General features: G+C 62.3%; 24 protein-coding genes. 13 read left to right on the top strand and 11 right to left on the bottom strand.

Annotation, left to right across the window (positions count from 1 at the left end):
- Positions 1 to 33: 33 nt before the first annotated feature.
- The 8 genes from ASD02_RS28075 to ASD02_RS28040 form a co-directional block, all read right to left on the bottom strand.
- Positions 34 to 1,014, bottom strand: a complete 981-nt coding sequence (locus tag ASD02_RS28075; RefSeq protein ID WP_156408477.1) for an NAD regulator — start codon at positions 1,012 to 1,014, stop codon at positions 34 to 36.
- Position 1,015: 1 nt separating this feature from the next.
- A complete protein-coding gene (locus tag ASD02_RS28070; protein ID WP_025426413.1) occupies positions 1,016 to 1,555 on the bottom strand; it encodes a tyrosine phosphatase family protein in 540 nt (179 codons plus the stop codon).
- 1 nt (position 1,556) lies between these two features.
- The gene (locus ASD02_RS28065; RefSeq protein ID WP_057221485.1) at positions 1,557 to 2,165 is read right to left on the bottom strand and encodes an HD family hydrolase; all 609 of its coding nucleotides are present in this window, start codon (positions 2,163 to 2,165) and stop codon (positions 1,557 to 1,559) included.
- The gene (locus ASD02_RS28060; protein WP_025426415.1) at positions 2,162 to 3,007 is read right to left on the bottom strand and encodes a folate-binding protein YgfZ; all 846 of its coding nucleotides are present in this window, start codon (positions 3,005 to 3,007) and stop codon (positions 2,162 to 2,164) included. Before ASD02_RS28060 ends, ASD02_RS28065 begins: the two co-directional genes overlap by 4 nt.
- 341 nt (positions 3,008 to 3,348) lie before the next feature.
- On the bottom strand, positions 3,349 to 4,119 hold the full coding sequence (locus ASD02_RS28055; RefSeq protein ID WP_025426416.1) for a hypothetical protein: 771 nt from the start codon (positions 4,117 to 4,119) through the stop codon (positions 3,349 to 3,351).
- A 16-nt stretch (positions 4,120 to 4,135) separates the two neighbouring features.
- The gene (locus tag ASD02_RS28050) at positions 4,136 to 4,405 is read right to left on the bottom strand and encodes a hypothetical protein (RefSeq protein ID WP_025426417.1); all 270 of its coding nucleotides are present in this window, start codon (positions 4,403 to 4,405) and stop codon (positions 4,136 to 4,138) included.
- A 159-nt stretch (positions 4,406 to 4,564) separates the two neighbouring features.
- A complete protein-coding gene (locus ASD02_RS28045; protein ID WP_025426418.1) occupies positions 4,565 to 5,017 on the bottom strand; it encodes a TIGR02301 family protein in 453 nt (150 codons plus the stop codon).
- Positions 5,017 to 5,487 (bottom strand): NUDIX domain-containing protein, encoded by a 471-nt coding sequence (locus ASD02_RS28040; protein ID WP_025426419.1) that lies wholly within the window; start codon positions 5,485 to 5,487, stop codon positions 5,017 to 5,019. The genes ASD02_RS28045 and ASD02_RS28040 overlap by 1 nt, the downstream gene beginning before the upstream one ends.
- Before the next feature lie 58 nt (positions 5,488 to 5,545).
- Between ASD02_RS28040 and ASD02_RS28035 the strand changes: the two genes are divergently transcribed.
- A complete protein-coding gene (locus ASD02_RS28035; RefSeq protein WP_038576820.1) occupies positions 5,546 to 6,325 on the top strand; it encodes an SOS response-associated peptidase in 780 nt (259 codons plus the stop codon).
- Between the two features lie 13 nt (positions 6,326 to 6,338).
- Here ASD02_RS28035 and ASD02_RS39055 read toward each other — a convergent pair whose 3' ends face one another.
- The gene (locus ASD02_RS39055) at positions 6,339 to 6,485 is read right to left on the bottom strand and encodes a hypothetical protein (protein ID WP_162174732.1); all 147 of its coding nucleotides are present in this window, start codon (positions 6,483 to 6,485) and stop codon (positions 6,339 to 6,341) included.
- A 522-nt stretch (positions 6,486 to 7,007) separates the two neighbouring features.
- On the opposite strand from ASD02_RS39055, the gene cysS reads away from it, so the two are divergent.
- The 8 genes from cysS to rarD all read left to right on the top strand — a co-directional run bounded on the left by cysS (position 7,008) and on the right by rarD (position 14,142).
- Positions 7,008 to 8,399, top strand: coding sequence for a cysteine--tRNA ligase (gene cysS, locus ASD02_RS28030; protein ID WP_025426421.1), 1,392 nt, complete (start codon positions 7,008 to 7,010; stop codon positions 8,397 to 8,399).
- Positions 8,400 to 8,509: 110 nt separating this feature from the next.
- Positions 8,510 to 8,890 (top strand): VOC family protein, encoded by a 381-nt coding sequence (locus ASD02_RS28025; protein ID WP_025426422.1) that lies wholly within the window; start codon positions 8,510 to 8,512, stop codon positions 8,888 to 8,890.
- 12 nt (positions 8,891 to 8,902) lie between these two features.
- Complete coding sequence (locus tag ASD02_RS28020; RefSeq protein ID WP_025426423.1) at positions 8,903 to 9,394, top strand: GFA family protein; 492 nt, start codon at positions 8,903 to 8,905, stop codon at positions 9,392 to 9,394.
- On the top strand, positions 9,391 to 9,867 hold the full coding sequence (locus ASD02_RS28015; RefSeq protein ID WP_025426424.1) for a GFA family protein: 477 nt from the start codon (positions 9,391 to 9,393) through the stop codon (positions 9,865 to 9,867). Before ASD02_RS28020 ends, ASD02_RS28015 begins: the two co-directional genes overlap by 4 nt.
- Positions 9,864 to 10,361: a GFA family protein gene (locus ASD02_RS28010; protein ID WP_025426425.1), complete on the top strand. Its 498-nt coding sequence runs from the start codon at positions 9,864 to 9,866 to the stop codon at positions 10,359 to 10,361. The genes ASD02_RS28015 and ASD02_RS28010 overlap by 4 nt, the downstream gene beginning before the upstream one ends.
- A gap of 2 nt (positions 10,362 to 10,363) precedes the next feature.
- Complete coding sequence (pip, locus tag ASD02_RS28005) at positions 10,364 to 11,326, top strand: prolyl aminopeptidase (RefSeq protein WP_025426426.1); 963 nt, start codon at positions 10,364 to 10,366, stop codon at positions 11,324 to 11,326.
- 26 nt (positions 11,327 to 11,352) lie between these two features.
- The gene (cimA, locus tag ASD02_RS28000; RefSeq protein ID WP_057221484.1) at positions 11,353 to 12,969 is read left to right on the top strand and encodes a citramalate synthase; all 1,617 of its coding nucleotides are present in this window, start codon (positions 11,353 to 11,355) and stop codon (positions 12,967 to 12,969) included.
- Positions 12,970 to 13,203: 234 nt separating this feature from the next.
- A complete protein-coding gene (gene rarD, locus ASD02_RS27995; protein WP_025426428.1) occupies positions 13,204 to 14,142 on the top strand; it encodes an EamA family transporter RarD in 939 nt (312 codons plus the stop codon).
- A gap of 176 nt (positions 14,143 to 14,318) precedes the next feature.
- Here rarD and ASD02_RS27990 read toward each other — a convergent pair whose 3' ends face one another.
- On the bottom strand, positions 14,319 to 14,939 hold the full coding sequence (locus ASD02_RS27990) for a TIGR00730 family Rossman fold protein (protein WP_025426429.1): 621 nt from the start codon (positions 14,937 to 14,939) through the stop codon (positions 14,319 to 14,321).
- A gap of 243 nt (positions 14,940 to 15,182) precedes the next feature.
- Between ASD02_RS27990 and ASD02_RS27985 the strand changes: the two genes are divergently transcribed.
- The 4 genes from ASD02_RS27985 to pssA all read left to right on the top strand — a co-directional run bounded on the left by ASD02_RS27985 (position 15,183) and on the right by pssA (position 20,762).
- On the top strand, positions 15,183 to 16,949 hold the full coding sequence (locus ASD02_RS27985) for a LysM peptidoglycan-binding domain-containing protein (protein ID WP_057221483.1): 1,767 nt from the start codon (positions 15,183 to 15,185) through the stop codon (positions 16,947 to 16,949).
- 219 nt (positions 16,950 to 17,168) lie between these two features.
- A complete protein-coding gene (locus tag ASD02_RS27980) occupies positions 17,169 to 19,061 on the top strand; it encodes an ABC transporter ATP-binding protein/permease (protein ID WP_025426431.1) in 1,893 nt (630 codons plus the stop codon).
- A 114-nt stretch (positions 19,062 to 19,175) separates the two neighbouring features.
- Positions 19,176 to 19,874, top strand: a complete 699-nt coding sequence (locus ASD02_RS27975; RefSeq protein WP_025426432.1) for a phosphatidylserine decarboxylase — start codon at positions 19,176 to 19,178, stop codon at positions 19,872 to 19,874.
- A 9-nt stretch (positions 19,875 to 19,883) separates the two neighbouring features.
- Entirely contained in the window at positions 19,884 to 20,762 is an 879-nt protein-coding gene (gene pssA / locus ASD02_RS27970; RefSeq protein ID WP_025426433.1) for a CDP-diacylglycerol--serine O-phosphatidyltransferase, read from the top strand.
- A 240-nt stretch (positions 20,763 to 21,002) separates the two neighbouring features.
- Here pssA and ASD02_RS27965 read toward each other — a convergent pair whose 3' ends face one another.
- Positions 21,003 to 21,743 (bottom strand): SDR family NAD(P)-dependent oxidoreductase, encoded by a 741-nt coding sequence (locus ASD02_RS27965; protein WP_025426434.1) that lies wholly within the window; start codon positions 21,741 to 21,743, stop codon positions 21,003 to 21,005.
- Positions 21,744 to 21,746: the final 3 nt, after the last annotated feature.

The following is a 21,746-nucleotide window of genomic DNA, read 5'->3' as shown; positions in this document are numbered from 1 at the left end:
GCATAAATCCCCAGTCGTTTCTGCCTGCGCGTTTCATGCGGAGGATGAGCGGCCGCCCACCTTGAGGCCGGGTGCGGGCCGTTCGTCGAGGATTTGCCGGCGGAAGCGGAACAGCGCCGCAGGCCTGCCGCCGGTCGACGCCAGCGTCATGCCGGTCGGCTCGACCAGCTCCGCACCGTCGACCAGACGCCGAAAATTCTGCTTGTGCAGGTGGCGGCCGGAAATGGCCTCTACCGTTGCCTGCAGATCGGTGAGGGTGAATTCGGGCGGCATCAGTTCGAAAATGACCGGCCGATATTTGATCTTGCCGCGCAGGCGGGCGATCGCCGTTGCGACGATGCGGCGGTGGTCGTGGCGCATGGCCTGCCCGGCGGCAGCGTTGTCCTGCTCCCGGCTGCGGCCGTCAATCACCGCTTCGCGCACGAGACCGGCCTCGTAGAGCAACTCGTAACGCTCCAGCACCCGTTCCTCGTCCCAGGGGAAATCGTCGAGGCCGAAGGCAAGCCGGATGCGTGCGCGCCGCTGCGCGCTTGGCGCCATGCGCTCGTCGTCTGATGTGGCAAGCTCCCACCGCGAGAGCGCGGGCAAAATCAGCTGGTCGAGGATGGCAGGGCGGCCCTGCCGCCAATCCTCCCACGGCAGGTAGCCGTACCAGTCGCGCCAGTGCGCGCCGGCCTCGGCCAACCGCTCGGTGTTCTCGGTATCGGTTCGCGTCAGGGCGAGATAGCCGACCGAGACCATGTGCTTGCCTTCTTCGCCCGGCAGGCGCTGCCGTCCGCGGTCGCCGAAGGTGTAGAGCTGCTCGATATAGCCGAGCTTGAGCGCCGTGCGTTTTTCCACGCGGTCGCGCAGACTGGTCTCGAAGGTGCGGTGAAGAGCAGGGTCGAAGGGGCCGAAGGGCAGGCTGTCCCTCGCGTCGCCATCCGCCTCGTTGACGGCCAGGATGCGCGGGCTGCGGCTGACGACGGCAACGATGGCCGCGTTGAGACCGATTTCGACGGTGACGGCCCGCATCTCAGTCGCCAACATTGGCTCCCTCGGCTACAAGCGGCAGCACGAAGGGAACATTGCCGTCCGTGTCCGCACCGCGGCCGATCGAGCGTACGGCAGCGACCAGCCGCCCGCCGCGCGACAAGACAGTGTCGCCGATTTCGACAAGCCGCGTATTCGGCGTCGCATAGGGAGAGGCGAACCGCAGCCGCTCGACCAGTTCTCGGTCGTCCTGCTCAGGCTCCACCGCAAGGGCGGCGATAAGGGCAGCGGCCGGCGACCTCGAAACGCCCATCCAGCAATGAACGAGCATCGGCCGCGAACGGTCCCAGCCCTTGGCGAAGGCGACGATCTGCTGGACGTGCTCTTCCTGCGGAGCGATGAGCCCACCGGTACCGGCGAAGCTGATATCGTTCATTCCCAGCGTCAGGTGCCGCGCCTTGGCAATGACGGCCGGACGGTGGAAGTCCTGGCCCTTGGCGACCAGGCTCAGCATCTCGGTGCAGCCGTGGCGCACAGCCATCTCGGCGATGCGGGCAAGCGGCGATACGACGATCTGGGGCATCTCACGCATCCACCTTCGCAGCGGCGCGTTCCGCCTCGAGCGTGGCAAAACGCTCGGTAAACAGACGCTGGGCCTCTATGGCCGGCAGGGGGGCGATCAGCAGGCTGTCGCGGGTGATGCCGCGCGGCTGCCCGAAGAACTTTCGCGCCTCCTCGGTCGAAAAGCCGGCAAGCGCAGTCGCCTCGAAATAGGCGGCAATATGATCTGCCTTCTTGATCCGGTCCTTCAGATCCTTGGCGCAATGGGCAGGCAGACCGAAGCGCAGGTGAATGGCGCTTTCCAGCCTCTTTTCGACCAGCTTGTAGCCGCCGCCGACCACGGCCTTGAAGGGGGAGATCATATCGCCGATCACATACTCCGGGGCGTCATGCAGCAGCGCCATCAGGCAGTCGTCGGCGTTGCACTTGTAGCTCCGGCGAAAGATGTCCTCGACGGTGAGGCTGTGCTGGGCGACGGAGAAGGCGTGGTCCCCGGCCGTCTGGCCGTTCCACCGGGCAACGCGGGCAAGACCGTGGGCGATGTCGGTGATCTCGACATCGAGCGGTGACGGGTCGAGCAGGTCGAGCCGCCGGCCGGAGAGCATGCGCTGCCAGGCGCGTGCCGAGGTCACGCGCTTGCCTCGTCGGCGGTGGTTGGGAAGGCAAGCCCGGTCCATTCCGGCAGGGTCAACGTCACAGTCACGTCGCCCGCGAGCAGGTCGACGCCGTTGGCCATCGCTTCGCCGGCCTTATCGATGCGCACGATCGCGAGGGCCGAAGTGCCACGCACTGTGCCGAGCGTGCCGATCGACTTGCCGTCTGCCGTTATCGCTGTGCCGGTCGGCGGGAGCGCCGATGCACCGGCGACGATTACGACGCGACGGCGCTGCGTGCCGCGGTGCTGCATGCGCGAAACCACTTCCTGACCGACATAGCAGCCCTTGCGGAAGGAGAGCGCACCATTCTTGTCCATTAGCACATCATGCGGGAAGGCGTCCTGCAGCGCATAATCGGGGCCGGAAACGGCAATGCCGGAGACGATCCGGAGTTGGTCGAGGTCGGCATTAGAGGCTGAGTCCGCTTCGCTCTCACCATAGAAGCGGAAAACGGTGGCGCCGGCCTTCTCGAAGCGGTGGTCGCGAAATCCCTCGGCCAGCGGCTCGTCGAAGGCAATGACAGTGGGTGTGGAGGTGTCGAGCGACAGGGTCACCGCCGAGCGCAGCTTGTACATGGTCAGCCGCTTCAGAAGCGCTTCGGCCTGATCCGCAGTCGTTTCCAGCCTGAAGCCGTCGCCGTCGCGGGAAATCATGAAATCGAACAGGATCTTGCCCTGCGGCGTCAGCAGCGCGCCTGGCCTCGCCTCGTCAGGGGCGAGGGCATCGAGATCGGTGGTGATCAACCCCTGGAGAAGATCTTCCGCATCCTTGCCGGAAACGGAGACGATCGCGCGGTCGTCGAGGCGAACTCTGGGCATGGCTCGATTCCTGTTCACATTGCCGAACAGGTAGGATGTTCAGGGATGAACGGCAAGCGTATCGCCGGCGCTTAGAGCACTTCATCTTTAAACGGAAGCAATTCTGTTGGCTCAAAACGGCCGTTCCACACGAAGGATGGCGCTGAGCGATGCGGATCCATCGGGCAAGCCATCCGACACAGTGGGCGGCCGTTTTCAGCCAACCCTAAGGGCCGGATGAATTTCGGCCATTACCGGCGGCGGCCGTCTCGACCGCAGCTTCTGCTGCGCTCTTTGCCAGCCGCCTTGGTCCTGGCCGAAATTCCTTCCGGCAGAATGCTTCTGTTTAAAGATGAAGTGCTCTAGTCGCCGGCGATGAAAAATTTCCACTTCCCGTCGGGCATGATGCCGACACGATAGAAGTTGTAACTGCCGAATTCTTCCATGTCCGCGAAATCGCCTGCCGTCACCAGCCGGAAGAGGTCGACTTTCTCAGGGGCGGTCAGCGAGGCCAGCGGCTTTTCGGCGAAATAGGGCCAGACATAGGCTTCCTGTGGCGTACCTTTGTCGACCTGGACGAAGCTGGTCGAAAGAACGTCGAGCAGGATTGCCAGGATCTCGACGCCATCCTGGTCGCCCGACAGGCTTTTCAGGATCGCGATCGGATCTTCATCGGCGCTGACGCCAGTGACCTGGGTCTGGGTCGGGCCTTTGCCGAGCAGGGGCCGCAGCCGCTCGATATCGCCGGAGGCAGCCGCCTCGACGATCAACTCGCGCATGCGCGCCACAGGCGCCGGTATCTTGGAGACGTCGCTGAGCACTTCTACGGGTTCGACCGTCTTCGGCTCTTCGGCGGCCTGATCTTCCTTCGTTATGGTAACCGTCTTTTTGATCAGCGGGTCCGGCATCGGGATTTCGAGCGGGAGCTTTTCTTCCTGATCCGGTTCGTCGTCCACAGGTTCGGCTGGCGGAGGAGGAGTATTCTGGTCGCTTGCGACTGCGTTGGGCGCTTCCTGCAATTCGCTGAGCGCGAATGCGGGCGACATCATAACCGGAACGCAGAGAGCGACACCGGCCAGAAGCAGCGTAACAAGGCGAACCGGAGAGGTCCGGTTGGCATGGTTCCGGCTCATAAGGGCAGTCCTGATATTACTGAAGCGAGCGTTGGGGCGAAAATTCACCGGCGAGCATGCGCTCGCGAAGCGAATTGAGCATCGCTTCCGCACCTTCTTCACCATGAAGCCGAACGGTTTCCCGCATGGCTAGAGCGATGGCCGCATCGGCGATGATTTCTGGCTCGATGCCATCAGCCATGCCGTCCGCCCAGGCCTCGTTCTGGTGTTCCAGCGCTGCCTGCATTTTCTCGTGGACGATCATGTCATCGATGTCGGTCAGGCTTGGTTCCATCATTCGTTCCATGCGACTTCCATTGCTGCAAGTGGCTCACTTTAACGTCGTCCGGCTGAACCCCAACTGAACGACTGTGACCCGGTTGTCACTTCTTACCACTCTCTTAACGAACTTAGCAGCCTTTTCCCGAAACGACACGGGGTCGTGAGAAAAGAGGTTAATTTATTGCTAATTTCCAAAGCGAGCGACGATTTCTGACGCAAGTGTTGCTCCTTCGGCACGATATCGCTGTTCCGCGACGATCGCCGGCTGCGTGCAGGTCGTGTAGACAGAGGCAAAGGTGCGATACCCCCGGTTGAAGGCGGCGGTCATCCGCTCGCGCCTTTTTTCCTCGTTGGCCGTTTCCTTGTCGATCAGCTGCTGCATCGAGCGCCGCCAGACATCCTCGGGCTCTTTTACGCAGAGATTGCGCAGATAATGGACCGATCCAAGCACCTCGGCGAGGCGAATCAGCCGTTGGTCATAGGGTGTCGGCTTCTCCTCGACGACAGCAGGTGCGGGCGCTTGCGTCTGCGTCTTGTCCTGCGGAGGTGCAGCCGTCTTCTGCGACGCAGCGGCCGTCGCCGTGGCAAGCAGCAGTGTTGTCACAGTCAGGCGGATGATGGTCGGGCCGAATGTCATCATCCCTTCAAGTCCGAATCGACGGCTGTTTCAAGGCATCCGCCCGTCTTTGCGTTGGCTGCAGCCTGGGCGGCCAGTTTTTCCACGCATTCGCGAACACTGTCGGGAATGGGAAGCGCAAAGATCTTGTCCGGCGTGAACCATCCGAGGCCGGCTGCGTCGTCGCTGGCAACAGCGACAGCCTTCGCGTCCGCCTGCGCCTTGAAGACGGAGAGGAAGAAATGCCGACCCTCGGATTCTTTGCCCGGCAGATCGTAGGTTTCAAACAGCACGGGGTTGTCGGCACAAATGCCGGTCTCTTCCTGCAATTCGCGCAGGGCCGTCTGCTCCGGCGTCTCTCCCGGCTCGGCCCGGCCGCCGGGAAAAGCGTACATGTCGGCCGACGGCGGATTGGCGCGCCGCACAAGCAAGTAGCGGCCATCGCGTTCGAGAATGACGGAGGAGGCGAGTTCGGGCTGTTTCGGCATGATGGAATCAATTTCGATCGGTATCGTTGACCCATCCTACGTGAAGTGCCACATCCATGTCATGTGCGGACGTTTTGCGCTGACGGCGACCCCGGAAGAATTGATGGAGCTGTTCGGCCTGCTGGAAAGCGACGACTTTCCGGTGCGCTTCAATATTGCGCCGACGCAGCCGATCATCGTCGTGGTCGCCGCGGATCGCGCCGGGCCGGGCAGCAATCTGCCGGAGCGCAAGGCCCTTCTCGTTCGCTGGGGCTTCACGCCCGGCTGGGTCAAGGACCCCAGGGACTTTCCGCTGCTGATCAATGCCCGTGCCGAGACGGCGATCGAAAAGGCATCGTTTCGCGCCGCGATGCGCCATCGGCGCGTTCTCGTCCCGGCATCCGGCTTCTATGAATGGCATCGCCCCGCAAAGGGCAGCGGCGAGGCGTCGCAGGCCTATTGGATCCGTCCTCGAAAAGGGGGCATCGTCGCCTTTGCCGGCCTGATGGAGACCTGGTCTTCCGCCGATGGCTCCGAAGTCGACACTGCTGCAGTGCTCACCACCAGCGCCAATCCCGCGATTGCCCCCATACATGACCGCATGCCGGTGGTGATCCAGCCGGAAGATTTCGCCCGCTGGCTGGATTGCAAGACGCAGGAGCCGCGCGACGTCCTCGATCTGATGGTGCCGGCGTCGGAGGATTATTTCGAAGCGATCCCTGTATCCGACAAGGTCAACAAGGTGGCGAATGCGGGGGCCGATATCCAGGAGGCGGTCATCCCGCAACTGGTGCCGAAAGCGCCCGTGAAGGACGACAAGAACGGGGACAAGCCCGACGACGGGCAGATGTCCCTATTCTGAATCTCATGGGTACTTAGGCCGTCTGCTTCTTCAGCTTGGCGGTGGGCTTTGCCTTCACCTGCAGGGCAGCGGCCAGCACGGCCTTGAGACCAAGCGGACGGTACTGTTGAACCAGATCGGCGGGTGTCTTGGCGATGTCGGTGGTCTTGGCGGTCTTCACGTGCATGCACTCCTTGATGCTTTTCCTGGACCGGAAACGCCTCGTTCTCGCTTGCCTACTGCATGTTTCCTTAAATCGTATCCGATTCAAGGATAAGAACATGCAGCAATTCAAAGGGCTACAGCGACCTTGGCGCGTCCGATAAGACGCGCGGCGCTGTAGGCGACAACGACGCTCCTCCTCATTTTCTCCGGAGACAGGAACCGTGGCGCAGGGCCAAGCTGCACCGCGAATCTCTTTCCCGCGTGGCGATCCCAGATAAGCCAAATCGTGACAAATCCATGACCATGCCTCAGCTTGGATAGTTGGCTGTGCTTCGCATGCGGCTCACCACTTGACCGGCGCCATGCGACGCGCGATAAGTGTGGCCATGAAAACGGTTACCTGCATTATCTGCCGGAAGATTATTCGCTAGCGCTTCGCTGGCCTGGCCGTTTTCGTCTCCCGAAATCCAAGATGACAAACGTGCGGGCCTCCCGGGCGCCGTATTTCTGACGGTCGCATGCGTATTGGAGATTTGGAATGGGCGGAGTGCCGACACTTAAGCTGTACAACACGCTGACGCGGGAGAAGGTCGATTTCCGGCCGATCGATCCTGACAATGTCCGCATGTATGTCTGCGGCCCGACCGTCTACGACTATGCCCATATCGGCAATGCGCGTCCGGTCATCGTTTTCGATATTCTGTTCCGGCTGCTGCGCCATGTCTATGGGCCGCAGAGGGTGACCTATGTTCGCAACATCACCGACGTCGACGACAAGATCAACGCGCGGGCCCTGCGCGACTATCCCGGCCTGCCGCTGAACGAGGCGATCCGGCATGTGACCGAGAAGACCGAGACGCAGTTCCTCGAAGACGCCAAGTCGCTCGGCTGCCTTGATCCTGATGTCGAGCCGCGCGCCACCGACAATATTCCGCAGATGATCGACATCATCGACAAGCTGATTGCCAAGGGCCATGCCTACAAGGCCGGTGGCGAGGTGCTGTTCGATACCAGATCGATGCCGGATTACGGGCAGCTTTCCAAGCGCAATCTCGACGAGCAGCAGGCCGGTGCCCGCGTCGCCGTCGAGGTGCACAAGAAACACCCGGGCGATTTCGTGCTCTGGAAACTCTCGGCCGACAACGAACCGGGCTGGGAAAGCCCATGGGGCAGGGGGCGTCCGGGCTGGCACATCGAGTGCTCGGCCATGAGCGGGCGTTATCTGGGCGAGGTCTTCGATATCCACGGCGGCGGGCTCGATCTCATCTTCCCGCACCACGAGAACGAGATTGCCCAGTCGCGTTGCGCTCACGGCACGGATGTGATGGCGAATGTCTGGATGCACAACGGCTTCCTGCAGGTCGAAGGCCGCAAGATGTCGAAGTCCGAAGGCAACTTCGTCACCATCTACGAATTGCTGCACACCGAAAAATTCGGCGGCCGGAAGTGGCCGGGCGACGTGCTGCGCCTTGCCATGCTGATGACCCACTACCGCGAGCCGATCGATTTCTCGATCAAGCGCCTGGAGGAGGCCGAGCATCTGCTGTCGAAATGGCCGGTGCCGGGCGACGCCAAGGGCGAGGTCGATCCGGCCATCGTTACGGCGCTGTCCGACGACCTGAACACGGTGGCGGCGGTTCAGGCGCTGCATGCGCTGGCGCAGAAGACCGCCAGCGATCCAAGCCTGAGGGGCAGCTTTGCCGCCAGCGCGTCGCTGCTCGGCATCGTGCCGCAGGCGGTCGAACTCGACGAGGCCGTCGTGCACGAAGTCGATGGCCGCGTCAGGGCACGTCTCGAATTGCTGAAGGCCAAGGATTTCGCTGCGGCCGACAGAATCCGTGACGATCTGCTCGCCCAGGGCATCCAGTTGAAAGACGGCAAGGACCCGGCGACTGGCGAGCGCCTGACGACCTGGGAAGTGAAGCGATGAAGACGGCCTGCCATCCCCTATTGCCCTTGGATGCCGACGGTGTCCGGGCAGGGGACGGCGGTCGCAGCTTGACGGCATGAGGAGAGGCGCATGAAGGAGGAGTTCGTGCAATGATCGATCATACTGGTATCTCGGTTGCGGATTTCGACAAGGCGAAGTCGTTCTACGACGGGGCGTTTGCGCCGCTTGGCGCCTCCCTCCTGATGATGGTGCCGGCCGAGCACACCGGCGGCGTCAAGGTCGGCGGTTACGGTCGCGAACGTCCGGTCTTTTGGTTGCATGAGGCGGCCGCAGGTCCGGGCAGGCACTATGCTTTTACCGCACGCAGCCGCAGCGAAGTCGATGCCTTCTACGACGCAGCTCTTTCTGCCGGCGGCCGCGACAATGGCAAGCCGGGACTGCGCCCGCACTACCACCCGGATTATTATGCCGCCTTCGTCTTCGATCCCGACGGCAACAACATCGAGGCGGTCTGTCATGTGTCGACTTGAGGAGACGTTGCGATGAGTCTCGACAACAGGCCGTATCATACCGGCGGCTGCCAATGTGGTGCCGTGCGTTTCCGCGTCGAGGGCGTTCTCGGCGACGCTTCCGTCTGCCATTGCCGCATGTGCCAGAAGGCGAGCGGAAACTTCTATCTGCCGTTGGTGTCGGTGCGTGGCGCTACCGTCAACTGGACGCGTGGCGAGCGCAAACGCTTCCAGTCGTCCAATTTTGGCTGGCGTGGATTTTGCGGTGATTGCGGCACGCCTCTAACCTATGAGGCGCCCGATGGCATGGCGCTGGCGATTGCTGCCTTCGACGAACCTCAGGGGATCGTGCCGACAATCCAGTGGGGCATCGAGGCTAAGCTGCCCTATGTCGATCAAGTGCCTGAATTGCCGGGGGAGGAGACGTTGGCCGATGCCGACGCCGTGGCATTCCTTGCCGATCTCGTTTCCTACCAGCATCCTGATCATGACACCGAAACCTGGCCCCCGGAGGACGAGAAATGACCGATACAGTGCGAACAGGCGGATGCCAGTGCGGCGCGGTCCGTTTCCGCATTCGGGGACAACTCGGCCGTCCGTCGATCTGCCATTGCCGCATGTGCCAGAAGCAGTTCGGCGCCTTCTTCTCGGCGCTGGTGACAGCGCCGAAGGATGGCGTCGAGTGGACGCGCGACGAGCCGAGCTACTTCCAATCCTCGGTCAATATCGATCGTGGTTTCTGCCCGAAATGCGGCACGCCGATGATCTACCGCCATCCCGGCGGCATGGAAATCGCCATCGGCACGTTCGATGATCGCAGCGATCTGGCCCCGCAGATACAGGTTAATTATGCCTCGCGGCTCCCCTGGGTCGAGACCATCTTCGACCAGCCGGTGCTGACGGATCCGGATTTCTATAGCAGGCAGGAGAGTGTCATTTCCTTCCAGCATCCCGATCACGACACCGAGCAGTGGCACCAACCGGGAGTGTTCCGATGACGATTTCGCGCATCTTTACCGGCGGCTGCCAGTGCGGAGCGATCCGCTACCGCGCCGAAGGCGTGCTGGCGGATGCGCATATCTGTCACTGTCGCATGTGCCAGAAGGCCGCCGGCAATTATTTCATGCCGCTCGCCAACATCGCGCGCGACAATTTCGACATCACCCGCGGGCAACCCTCATGGTTTCGCTCCTCGCATCTGGTGCGCCGCGCCTTCTGCCACGATTGCGGAACGCCGCTCTTCTATGACATGCCGGACGAGGATTTCCTCAACATCGTGCTCGGCTCGCTCGATGATCCAGACGATCTGCCACCGGTTTATCAGTCTGGGGTAGAATCGCGCATGGTTTGGTTCTCGCGGCTTGCGAAGCTTCCCGAAAGGCAGACCGACGACGGCACCGAGCTTTCCGCCACCCGGCACCTGCTCGTGCTCGAAACGAACCGCCAGCATCCCGATTACGATACGGTGCACTGGCCACCGATGAGAGACTGAAGATGACTGCTCAATTGCGTACGCTCTACCCGGAAATCGAACCCCATGCGTCGGGTCACGTCGACGTCGGCGACGGTCATTCGGTCTATTGGGAACGGGTAGGAACGCCAGGCGCAAAACCGGCGGTGTTCCTGCATGGCGGGCCGGGCGGCACGATCTCGCCCAACCATCGCCGGCTGTTCGATCCCAAGCTTTACGACGTGACGCTGTTCGACCAGCGCGGTTGCGGCATGTCGAAGCCGCATGCGGAGATCGAAGCCAACACCACCTGGCACCTCGTCGCCGATATCGAACGTCTGCGCGAGATGGCAGGGGTCGAGAAATGGCTGGTGTTCGGCGGCTCCTGGGGATCGACCCTGGCACTCGCCTATGCGGAAAAGCACCCGGGTCGGGTGACGGAACTGGTGCTGCGCGGCATCTATACCCTGACCAAGGCCGAGCTCGACTGGTACTATCAGTTCGGCGTCTCGGAGATGTTTCCGGACAAATGGGAGCGGTTCATCGCGCCGATCCCGGAGAATGAGCGGCACGAGATGATGCGTGCCTATCACCGGCGCCTGACCAGCGACGACAGGGCGACGCGTTTGGCAGCTGCCCGGAGCTGGAGCATATGGGAAGGTGAGACGATCACGCTGCTTCCGGAACTGTCGACCAGCGGCCGTTTTGAGGAGGACGAGTTTGCCGATGCCTTCGCGCGCATCGAGAACCACTTCTTCGTCAATGCCGGCTGGATGGACGACGGCCAATTGCTGCGGGATGCCCATCGTCTGCATGGCATCCCCGGCGTGATCGTCCAGGGCCGCTACGACATGCCATGCCCGGCAAAATATGCCTGGCAGTTGCACAAGGCCTGGCCCGAGGCTGAGTTCCACCTGATCGAGGGGGCAGGGCACGCCTATTCCGAACCCGGTATCCTCGACCGGTTGATCCGCGCCACTGACAAATTCGCCGGCAAGACCGAATAACGACTGAGCATTATTGGAAACGAGCCATGACCAGGGAACGCATCTACCTCTTCGACACGACGCTACGGGACGGGCAGCAGACGCCCGGCATCGACTTTTCCGTCGAGGACAAGATCGCGATTACCACCCTGCTCGACGATTTCGGCATGGACTATGTCGAAGGCGGCTATCCCGGGGCAAACCCGACCGATACGGAGTTCTTCAAGCGCAAGCGCACGAAGAAGGCCTCCTTCGTCGCCTTCGGCATGACCAAGCGCGCTGGCGTTTCCGCCTCGAACGACCCGGGCCTTGCCGCCCTGCTCGAAGCAAACACCGACGCGATCTGTCTCGTGGCCAAGAGCTGGGATTACCACGTGGCGGTGGCGCTCGGCTGTTCCAACGAGGAAAACCTCGACAACATCCGGGCTTCCGTCGCAGCCGTTGTCGGCGCCGGCCGCGAGGCCATGGTCGACTGCGAGCATTTCTTCGACGGCTACAAGGCGAACCGCGCCTATGCGCTTGCCTGTGCGCAGACTGCCTTCGAAGCGGGCGCACGCTGGATCGTGCTTTGTGATACCAATGGCGGCACCCAGCCGCACGAGGTGCGCGAGATCGTTTCGGCTGTTATCGCCGCCGGTGTGCCCGGCGCCAGTCTCGGCATCCACGCCCATAACGACACGGGGCAGGCGATAGCCAATTCGCTTGCAGCCGTCGAGGCCGGCGTCCGCCAGATACAGGGAACGCTGAACGGCATCGGCGAGCGGTGCGGCAACGCCAATCTGGTGACGCTTATCCCCACCCTCGCGCTGAAAGAGATCTATTCCAGCAGGTTCGAAACGGCGATCGATTCCTACCGCCTGCAGGAACTGACGAAGCTCTCGCATGCTTTCGACGAACTATTGAACCGCTCGCCGGACATGCAGGCGCCCTATGTCGGTGCCTCGGCCTTTGCCACCAAGGCCGGCATTCACGCCTCGGCGCTTCTGAAGGATCCACGCACCTACGAGCACATCGCCCCTGAAAGTGTCGGCAATCTGCGCAAGGTCATGGTGTCCGACCAGGGCGGCAAGGCGAACTTCATCAACGCGCTGAAGCGGCGGGGGATCGTGGTTGGCAAAGACGATCCCAAGCTCGACAAGCTGATCGCGATCGTCAAGGAGCGCGAGGCGACCGGTTATGCCTATGAGGGCGCCGATGCGAGTTTCGCGCTGCTGGCCAGCCGCATCCTCGGGACGGTGCCGGATTTCTTCCACGTCGAAAGCTTCCGGGTGATGGTCGAACGTCGGTTCGACGCCAACGGTCATCTGAAAACCGTGTCGGAAGCGGTCGTCAGGGTCGTCGTCGATGGCGAAACCATGATGTCGGTGGCCGAAGGCCACGGGCCGGTCAATGCGCTCGATCTGGCCCTGCGCAAGGACCTCGGCAAATACCAGTCGGAGATCGAAGACCTGGAGCTTGCGGACTACAAGGTCCGTATCCTCAACGGCGGGACCGAGGCGATCACGCGCGTTCTGATCGAATCGACCGATGGCACGGGCGCGCGCTGGTGGACGGTCGGCGTCTCCGACAACATCATAGATGCCTCGTTCCAGGCGTTGATGGACAGTATCATTTTCAAGCTGTTGAAGAATCGCGACCATGTCGGACTGATCGCCGCCGAGTAAGCGCCTGCTTCAGGTGAGGGAGAGCATAGGCACCCCGCTGGGCGTCGTTGCTCTTGCCTAAAGTATGAGCAAAATTCACCATCCGTTCACGGAAATGAATTGGTGCATTGATGGTCATTGGAGTACGACGCCCCATGGAAGGGTTCGTCGGCCGGTAAGGCTGCACCTTCGATTGCGACCGGAGCGGGCGTCATCGCCAAGACAGCCTCCGGCGACTACATCAGGAAAAATGTCATGGCCGAGCCGAACGCGAAAGTACCCGCAGAAAACACCGATTCCGCCAAGGGCTTCGCCTTTGCGCTCACGGCCTATCTGCTCTGGGGATTCCTGCCTTTCTTCATGAAGGCGATCGCCCATATCCCGGCGCCGGAAGTGGTTGCGCACCGCATCGTCTGGTCGGTTCCGCTCGCGGGCCTCGTGCTGGTGTGGCTTGGGCGCACGGAAGACGTCAAGGTCGCCCTTCGTTCACCGCGCATGTTGCGCATGGCGGCTCTCACTGCCGTGCTCATCACCATCAACTGGGGTATCTATGTCTGGGCGATCGGTGCTGGTCGCGCGATCGAGACGGCGCTCGGCTATTACATCAATCCGCTTTTCTCGATTTTCCTCGGCGCTCTGTTGCTGAAGGAAAAGCCAAGCCCGGCGCAGATGGTGGCGATCGCGCTGGCCGCTGCCGCCGTTGGCGTACTCGCCTTCGATGCCGGCGGTCTGCCCTGGGTGTCGATCGGGCTCTGCCTCTCCTGGGGCTTCTACGCCTTTTTCCGCAAGACGCTGCCGATCGGGCCGAACCAGGGCTTCTTCCTCGAAGTGCTGCTGCTCAGCGTTCCAGCGATCGGCTACATCATCTGGCTCGAGGCGACCGGCCAAGGGCACTTCGGCGACACGGGCATGACTGACGTGCTGTGGCTGATGTCCTGCGGCATTGTCACCGCGATCCCGCTGATGATCTATGCCAATGGCGCCAAGCTGCTGCGGCTGTCGACCATCGGCATCATGCAGTATATCGCGCCGACGATGATCTTCCTGATTGCCGTCTTCGTCTTCCACGAGCCTTTCGGCACCGCAAAGCTGATCGCCTTCGCACTGATCTGGGCCGCATTGGTTATTTATTCCGGCGCCATGCTGGCACAGAGCCGCGCCCGTCGCGCCGAACAGGTCAGCCCGGCCGAATAAGACACTACAGCGCCGCGCGTCGTGTTAGACGCGCAAAGGCCGCTGTAGCACTTTGAATTGCTGCATGTTTTTATCCTTAAATCGAATGTGATTTAAGAAAACATGCAGTAGGCAAGAATGGAAAAAGGCGCGTCCGTCAGGCGCGCCTTTTCTGATTTTGGGGGTGTAACACAGGCCTAAAGGCGGGAGATGATCTCGGCTTCGCCTTCGCGGCCGTTTGCGCCGCTAGCGGCCGCAAGGATCGCCGGCACGATGTCCTCGGCCTTGTCGACGACAAGCGGCTGGACGAGGTGGGCCGTGTGAACGAAGCCTTCAGCGCGCATGTGCTGCAGCAGGTCCAGCATCGGCTTCCAGAAATCGTTCATGTTGCCGAAGACCATCGGCTTGCGGTGACGACCGAGCTGCGCCCAGGTCATGATCTCGACGATCTCTTCCAGCGTGCCGATGCCGCCCGGCAGGGCGACAAAGGCGTCCGCCCGCTCGAACATGGTGTGCTTGCGCTCATGCATGTCGGCGGTGACGATCAGCTCGTTGAGCTGGCCGAGCGAATGGCGCGTCGCTTCCTTGTCCATCAGGAATTCCGGGATGATGCCGGTGACCTCGCCGCCATTGGAAAGCACGCCGCTGGCGACCGCTCCCATGATGCCGCGCGTGCCGCCGCCATAGACCAGACGCAGGCCATGGTCGGCGATCGAGCGGCCGAGCGCGCGGCCGGCTTCCATGTAAATCGGGTCGCGCCCGGGCTGCGAACCACAGTAGACGCAGATGGATCGAATCGTGCTGGTTTCAGTGCTCATCCGGTCAAAAAGCATTGCAGCGCAGCAAGGGTCAAGAAAAATGAGGGGAAAGCTTGGTTCGCGGCGCCTGCAGCAGGGGCGGCTGCTTGTCTGCTACACTAGGAAACGCTAGCAATTTCAGGGATCGATTGAAGAAATTGGGCGGGTAGCTCGCAGTTGCGCTATAATGACCGCGCAAGCCCCGCGCCTTAGGCCGATGAGAGGGCATGCGCGGAGCGTCGCTCCGCTCCTGTGGAGAGTGGCATGATCAAGAACAAGGCCGGCTGGGTGGCCCTTACTGTCCTTGCGGCAGCAACAGCGTTGATGGTTTTTGTAGTTCAACCGAATTTGCGTGACGGCAAGGAAGCCTCGGCCGATGGCACGGCAAACGCTCCGGCCCAAACCGGTGACGCGGCATCGTCGACCGGCGGGCCTCAGCCCACTTCGGACTCGGCGAAGTCCGATGACGCCAGCAAAATGGCGGAGCCGCAACAGGCGGCAAGCGCCGCTGACGCGAAATCACCGGTCGAGGATGCATCTATTCCCGGTTTTGACGTGCTGCGCGTCGAGCCCGATGGTTCGACCGTTGTTGCCGGCCACGCCGCACCCGGTTCCAAGCTGGAAATCCTCAACGGCGCGACGATCGTCGGAACGGCTGATGTCGGCGTGACCGGCGATTTCGCCGCCGTCTTCGACAAGCCGCTTCCGGCCGGGGACTACCAGCTGACCCTGCGCGCGGTCGGCGAAGACGGCGTTGCCAAGAATTCGCAAGAAGTCGCAACGGTTTCCGTTCCAAAGGACCCGACCGGCCAATTGCTTGCCATGGTCTCTAAGCCCGGCACTGCCAGCCGGCTGCTCACCACGCCTGACGCGCTGGCGGGCGTTGCGCAGACGGCTGACGCGCCTGCTTCGCAGCCGGCCGCGGCGACATCCGCCGATGTGGCGTCTGCAACGCCGCAGACGACGAGCGACGCAACGGCGGCAAAGCCAAACGGCGCTGTAGGGCTGCAGGTCACCGCCGTCGAGATCGAGGGCGCCAAGATGTTCGTCGCCGGTAGCGCAAAGCCCGGTGCCGTCGTTCGCATCTACGCGGACGACAAGCTGCTCGGCGAAATGAAGGCGGATGACAAGGGCCACTTTGTCGTAGACGGTCAGATCGACCTTGCGGTCGGCAGCCACATCATCCGTGCAGACATGTTGAGCGAGGACGCAAGCAAGGTCGTCATGCGCGCATCGGTGCCGTTCGACCGCCCGGCCGGTAGCCAGGTCGCAGCTGTTGCCGGCCCGGTTTCGGCCGCCGCGACAGCCGGCCTCGACGGGCTGCGTGCCGAAGCCGGCAAGGCGCTCGCGCTGCTGAAGGGGCTTTTCTCCAATGGCAAGGTGCCGACGGGCGAGCAACTCGCGGCAGCACGCTCAGCAAGCGAATTCGCACTGAAGTCGCTGGCCGATTTCAGGCTCGCCGACAATTCCGATCAGGCGCTCGCAGGCGAGGTCGCCCGGACAGCAAAGGCTGCTGCCGATGCGCTGGCCGTGCTGAAGGAGGCCCCGCAGGATGCCTCAAGTGTCGCTGCGGCCCTAACCAAGGTCGAAGCCTCGGTCGGTGCAATCCTTGCTGAACGCGGCAGTGTCACGCCGGCGGTTGCCAACACCATCGCATCGGGCGAGATCGCCGAGGCTTCCGGCGCGTCGAAGGTCAAGGGTGCCGGCAGCTCGATCACCAATGACGTCGCCGCTGCGCAGCCTTCCATGGCCTCGACTGAAACCCAGGCTCAGCCGGCAACGGTGGAGCAGGCGCCGCTGAAGGAAAGCAAGAGTTCCGTGATCATCCGTCGCGGTGATACGCTCTGGCAGATCTCACGGCGTGTCTATGGCGCGGGTGTTCGCTACACCACGATCTACCTCGCCAACCAGGCACAGATCGAAAACCCCGATCGCATCCGCCCTGGCCAGGTCTTCGGCGTTCCCGATCAGGCACTTTCCGATGAAGAATCGCGCGAAATTCACAAGAAGCACATGAAACACGAGCAATAGGCTGTTCATCGACATCATCGCATTGCGGCAGTGTCGACGGAGACCTATTTGTCAAAGAAGGCGGCGTCTTCAACGAGACGCCGCTTTTCATTGGATGGCGATGATGTGCCCCGATGTCCTTGCCCAAAGGTTCGAGGCGCGGAGCCGCAACTGCGCGACGCCGGTGGATTGGCATGACCGTCCGCCCGGGCGTGCGAAAGAGTGAAGGCGGATCAAGACGTGGCACCTCAGAACCAGACGAAGACGATTTCCGCCGATACGAGCAACCCGTTTCGAACCATCGTCAACCTGTGGCCCTACATGTGGCCTTCAGATCGGGCTGATCTGAAGCTTCGAGTCGTCTGGGCGACGATCATCCTGGTGATTGCCAAGGTCGTCCTCATCCTCGTTCCTTATTTCTTCAAGTGGGCGACGGATGCGCTGAACAACAAGCCGGATGCACTGGGCTTCCTGCCGCAGTTCCTGGGCGGCGCAGTCATGCTGGTGCTTGCCTATAACCTCGCGCGTTTGCTGCAGGCGGGGCTCAACCAGTTGCGCGACGCGCTGTTTGCCAGCGTCGGGCAGCATGCGGTCCGGCAACTCGCCTACAAGACCTTCGTGCATATGCACCAGTTGTCGCTGCGCTTTCATCTCGAGCGACGCACCGGCGGCCTGTCGCGCGTGATCGAGCGCGGCACCAAGGGCATCGAGACCATCGTTCGCTTCACCATTCTGAACAGTGTACCGACGCTGATCGAATTTTTGCTGACCGCCGTGATCTTCTGGTGGGGCTACGGTTTCAGCTACCTGCTGGTCACGGCCATCACCGTCTGGCTCTATATCTGGTTTACGGTCAAGGCGAGCGACTGGCGCATCGCCATCCGCCGCTCCATGAACGACAGCGACACCGACGCCAACACCAAGGCGATCGACTCGCTCTTGAACTTCGAGACCGTCAAGTATTTCGGCAACGAAGAAATGGAAGCCAAGCGCTTCGACAGATCCATGGAGCGCTATGAGAAGGCGGCGACCCAGGTCTGGACCTCGCTCGGCTGGCTCAACTTCGGCCAGGCGATGATCTTTGGCGCTGGCACGGCAGTCATGATGGTCATGTCCGCGCTCGCGGTGCAGCGCGGCGAGCAGACGCTCGGGGACTTCGTCTTCATCAACGCCATGCTGATCCAGCTGGCCATTCCGCTCAATTTCATCGGCTTCGTCTATCGCGAAATCCGCCAGGGGCTGACCGACATCGAACACATGTTCGATCTGCTCGACGTCGAAGCCGAAGTGGTCGACCGCCCGGATGCGCGGCAGCTCGCCATTGCAAACGGCGCCATCGCCTTCAAGGACGTGCACTTTGCCTATGATGCAGCGCGACCGATCCTGAAAGGCATCAGCTTCGAGGTGCCTGCCGGCAAGACCGTTGCCGTCGTCGGCCCGTCGGGGGCCGGCAAGTCGACGCTGTCGCGGCTTCTTTATCGCTTCTACGACGTGCAACAGGGCACGATCACTATCGACGGGCAGGACGTGCGCGGTGTGACACAGAAGAGCCTGCGCGCCGTGATCGGCATGGTGCCGCAGGACACCGTGCTGTTCAACGATACCATCGCCTACAACATCCGCTACGGACGCGTTTCGGCAACCGAGGAGGAGGTTGTCGCTGCGGCTGAGGCGGCACAGATCGCGACCTTCATCCAGTCGCTTCCCGAAGGGTTTCAGGCAATGGTCGGCGAGCGCGGCCTCAAGCTTTCGGGCGGCGAGAAGCAGCGTGTCGCCATCGCCCGTACGATCCTGAAGGCACCGCCGATCCTCATCCTCGATGAGGCAACTTCCGCGCTCGACACGCGCACGGAACAGGAAATCCAGTCGGCGCTCGACGTGGTTTCCCGCAACCGCACGACACTGGTTATCGCCCACCGGCTTTCGACGGTCATCAATGCCGATGAGATCATCGTGCTCAAGGATGGCGTCATCGCCGAGCGCGGCACGCACGGGGAACTGATCGATCGCGACGGACTTTATGCTTCCATGTGGAGCCGCCAGCGCGAGGCGACCCAGGCGGAAGAACAATTGAAGCGTGTGCGCGAGAGCGACGACCTCGGTATCGTCACGCGTGGCGAGCCGGCCCTATGACGGCCATGTCTTGTCGCTGATCGCGACGCGTTTTGTCGCTGTCGGGCGGGCAGCGTTGCCGCGGGCGGCATTTCGCGCTAGGTCACGTTCCACAGCAAATTTGGAGTAGAGTTCATGAGCTTGGTCAATACGGTGCGCAACACGCTGGTCCCGGTGCACAAGGAAGGCTATCGCTTCATCGCGATCTTCTTCGTCGCGTCGCTGGTGCTGGGCTTGCTGTGGGAGCCGCTGATGTGGATCGGCTTCCTGCTCACCGCCTGGTGCGCCTATTTCTTCCGTGACCCCGAGCGCATGACGCCGATCGACGACGATCTGGTGATCAGCCCGGCCGATGGCCGCGTTTCGTCGATTGCCATGGTGACGCCGCCGGAAGAGCTGGGTCTTGGTTCCGAACCGATGCTGCGCATCTCGGTCTTCATGAACGTCTTCAACTGCCACGTGAACCGTGCGCCGATGACCGGCACCATCAGCCGCATCGCCTACCGCGCCGGCAAGTTCGTCAACGCCGAACTCGACAAGGCCAGCCACGAGAACGAACGCAACGGCCTCGTCATCCAGACGAAGCATGGTGAAATCGGCGTCGTACAGATCGCCGGTCTGGTTGCCCGCCGCATCATCTGCTGGAAGTATGAAAACGGCTCGCTCGACGCCGGTGAGCGTTTCGGCCTCATCCGGTTCGGCTCGCGCCTCGACGTTTTCCTGCCTGATGGTGTCGAGCCCCGCGTCAGCCTCGGCCAGACCGCGATTGCCGGTGAAACCGTGCTTGCCGAATTCGGCTCGGCCAAGGGCCCGGTCATCAGCCGTCGCGCATAAGGAGCCCCTATGGAAGGTCCTCAACAGGAAAACCCAGCCGAACCGCCGAAAGTCGCGGGCGAGGCGAACGGTTCAAGCGATACCGGTCGCGGCCCTCGACTGCGCGAGATACCGCTGCGCCTGATGATCCCGAACATGATCACCGTGCTGGCGATCTGCGCAGGTCTCTCCGGCATTCGGCTCGCCTTCGAAAACCGCATCGAGCTCGCCGTTGCCATGGTGTTGCTTGCGGCCTTTCTCGACGGTATCGACGGTCGCGTCGCGCGCCTGCTGAAGGCGACGTCGAACTTCGGCGGCCAGATGGACTCCCTCGCCGATATCATCAACTTCGGCGTGGCGCCGGCGCTCGTTCTCTACGTCTTCATCCTGGATCAGGCCCGCTCGATCGGCTGGATTGCGGCGTTGATCTACGCGATCGCCTGCGGCCTGCGATTGGCCCGCTTCAACGTCATGGCCGAGCGCCAGTCCAAGGCAGCGTGGCAGTCGGAGTATTTCGTCGGCGTGCCTGCGCCGGCGGGTGCCATGCTGGTGCTGCTGCCGGTCTATCTCGGCCTGCTGGGCTTGGCACCTGAGCGCACCTTCGCGCTGATCGCATCGGGCTACACCGTGCTGATTGCCTTCCTGCTGGTCAGCCGTCTGCCGGTCTGGTCGGGCAAGTCGGAAAACAGCCGCGTTCGCCGCGATCTCGTCCTGCCGGTCATTCTCGTCGTCGTCTTTTATGTCGCGACGCTGATGACCTACACCTGGGAGACAATGGCGGTGACGGCGCTTGGCTACCTGATCACGCTGCCGTTCGGCGCGCGCTCGTGGCAGCGCAAGTATGGCGGCGACTGGCCCGCCCATCCCGCCCATGGCGGCGACGGCCTGCCGGGCGACAAGGTCGACTGAAGCATGTCGCAAAAGTGCGCGGCGGTTTTGCGATAACAACATGCGCAAAACGAGAGCTTAAAGCGCGGTAAGCGAATCCTACAGCGCCGCGCATCTTATTAGACGCGCGGCGCTGTAGCGCTTTGAATTGCTGCACATGCAGTAGAGATCGCGGCGCGCATTAACGCTGAATGTCAGCGCAAAATAAAAAGGCCACCGTGGAAACACGGTGGCCTTTTTGATCTCGGCTTTGTGGTGACGTCACTCCGGCAGGCGGTAGTCGACGATCTTCTTTTCGCGAACGATGTAAAGCTTGCCGGTCTCGGTCTGGTCCGGGCCGACCAGTGGCAGAAGCTCCGCCGCGACCTCGGAGGGGTGCGGCACGGTCTCCGGATCTTCACCGGGCATCGCCTGGGCGCGCATCGCGGTGCGGGTTGCGCCCGGATCGACGCTGAGGATGCGCAGCGGTAGTCGCTGTGTCTCTCCGGCCCATGTGCGGGCGAGCGCTTCGACGGCGGCCTTGGAGGCAGAGTAGGGGCCCCAGAACGGCTTGCACTTGTGGGCAGCGCTAGAGGAGAGAATGAGCGCACGTCCGGCATCGGACTTGATGAGCAACGGCTCGAGCGTGCGGATCAGGCGCCAGGTGGCATTGACGTTGATGTTCATCACCTTCTCGAACACCTTGGCCTCGACATGGCCGATCGGCGAGATGGTGCCGAGCACGCCGGCATTGGCGACCATGATGTCGAGTTTGCCCCAGCGCTCGTTGATCGCGCCGCCGAGCTTGTCGATCGCAGCCATGTCGGCGAGATCGAACGGAACGAGCGTTGCCGAGCCGCCGACCGCCTTGATCGCGTCATCCAGCTCTTCGAGGCCACCGACGGTGCGGGCGCAGGCGACGACGTGGGCGCCAGCCTTGGCGAGTTCGAGGGCCGTGAAATAGCCGATACCGCGCGATGCGCCGGTGACGACGGCGACCCGGTCTTTCAAATTGATCGTCATTTT

Origin of the sequence: Ensifer sp. Root1252 (assembly GCF_001425885.1) — a bacterium.
Lineage (GTDB): Bacteria > Pseudomonadota > Alphaproteobacteria > Rhizobiales > Rhizobiaceae > Ensifer > Ensifer canadensis.
The sequence above is the reverse complement of the archived record's forward strand: the minus strand, read 5'-3'. Positions and strand labels throughout refer to the sequence as shown.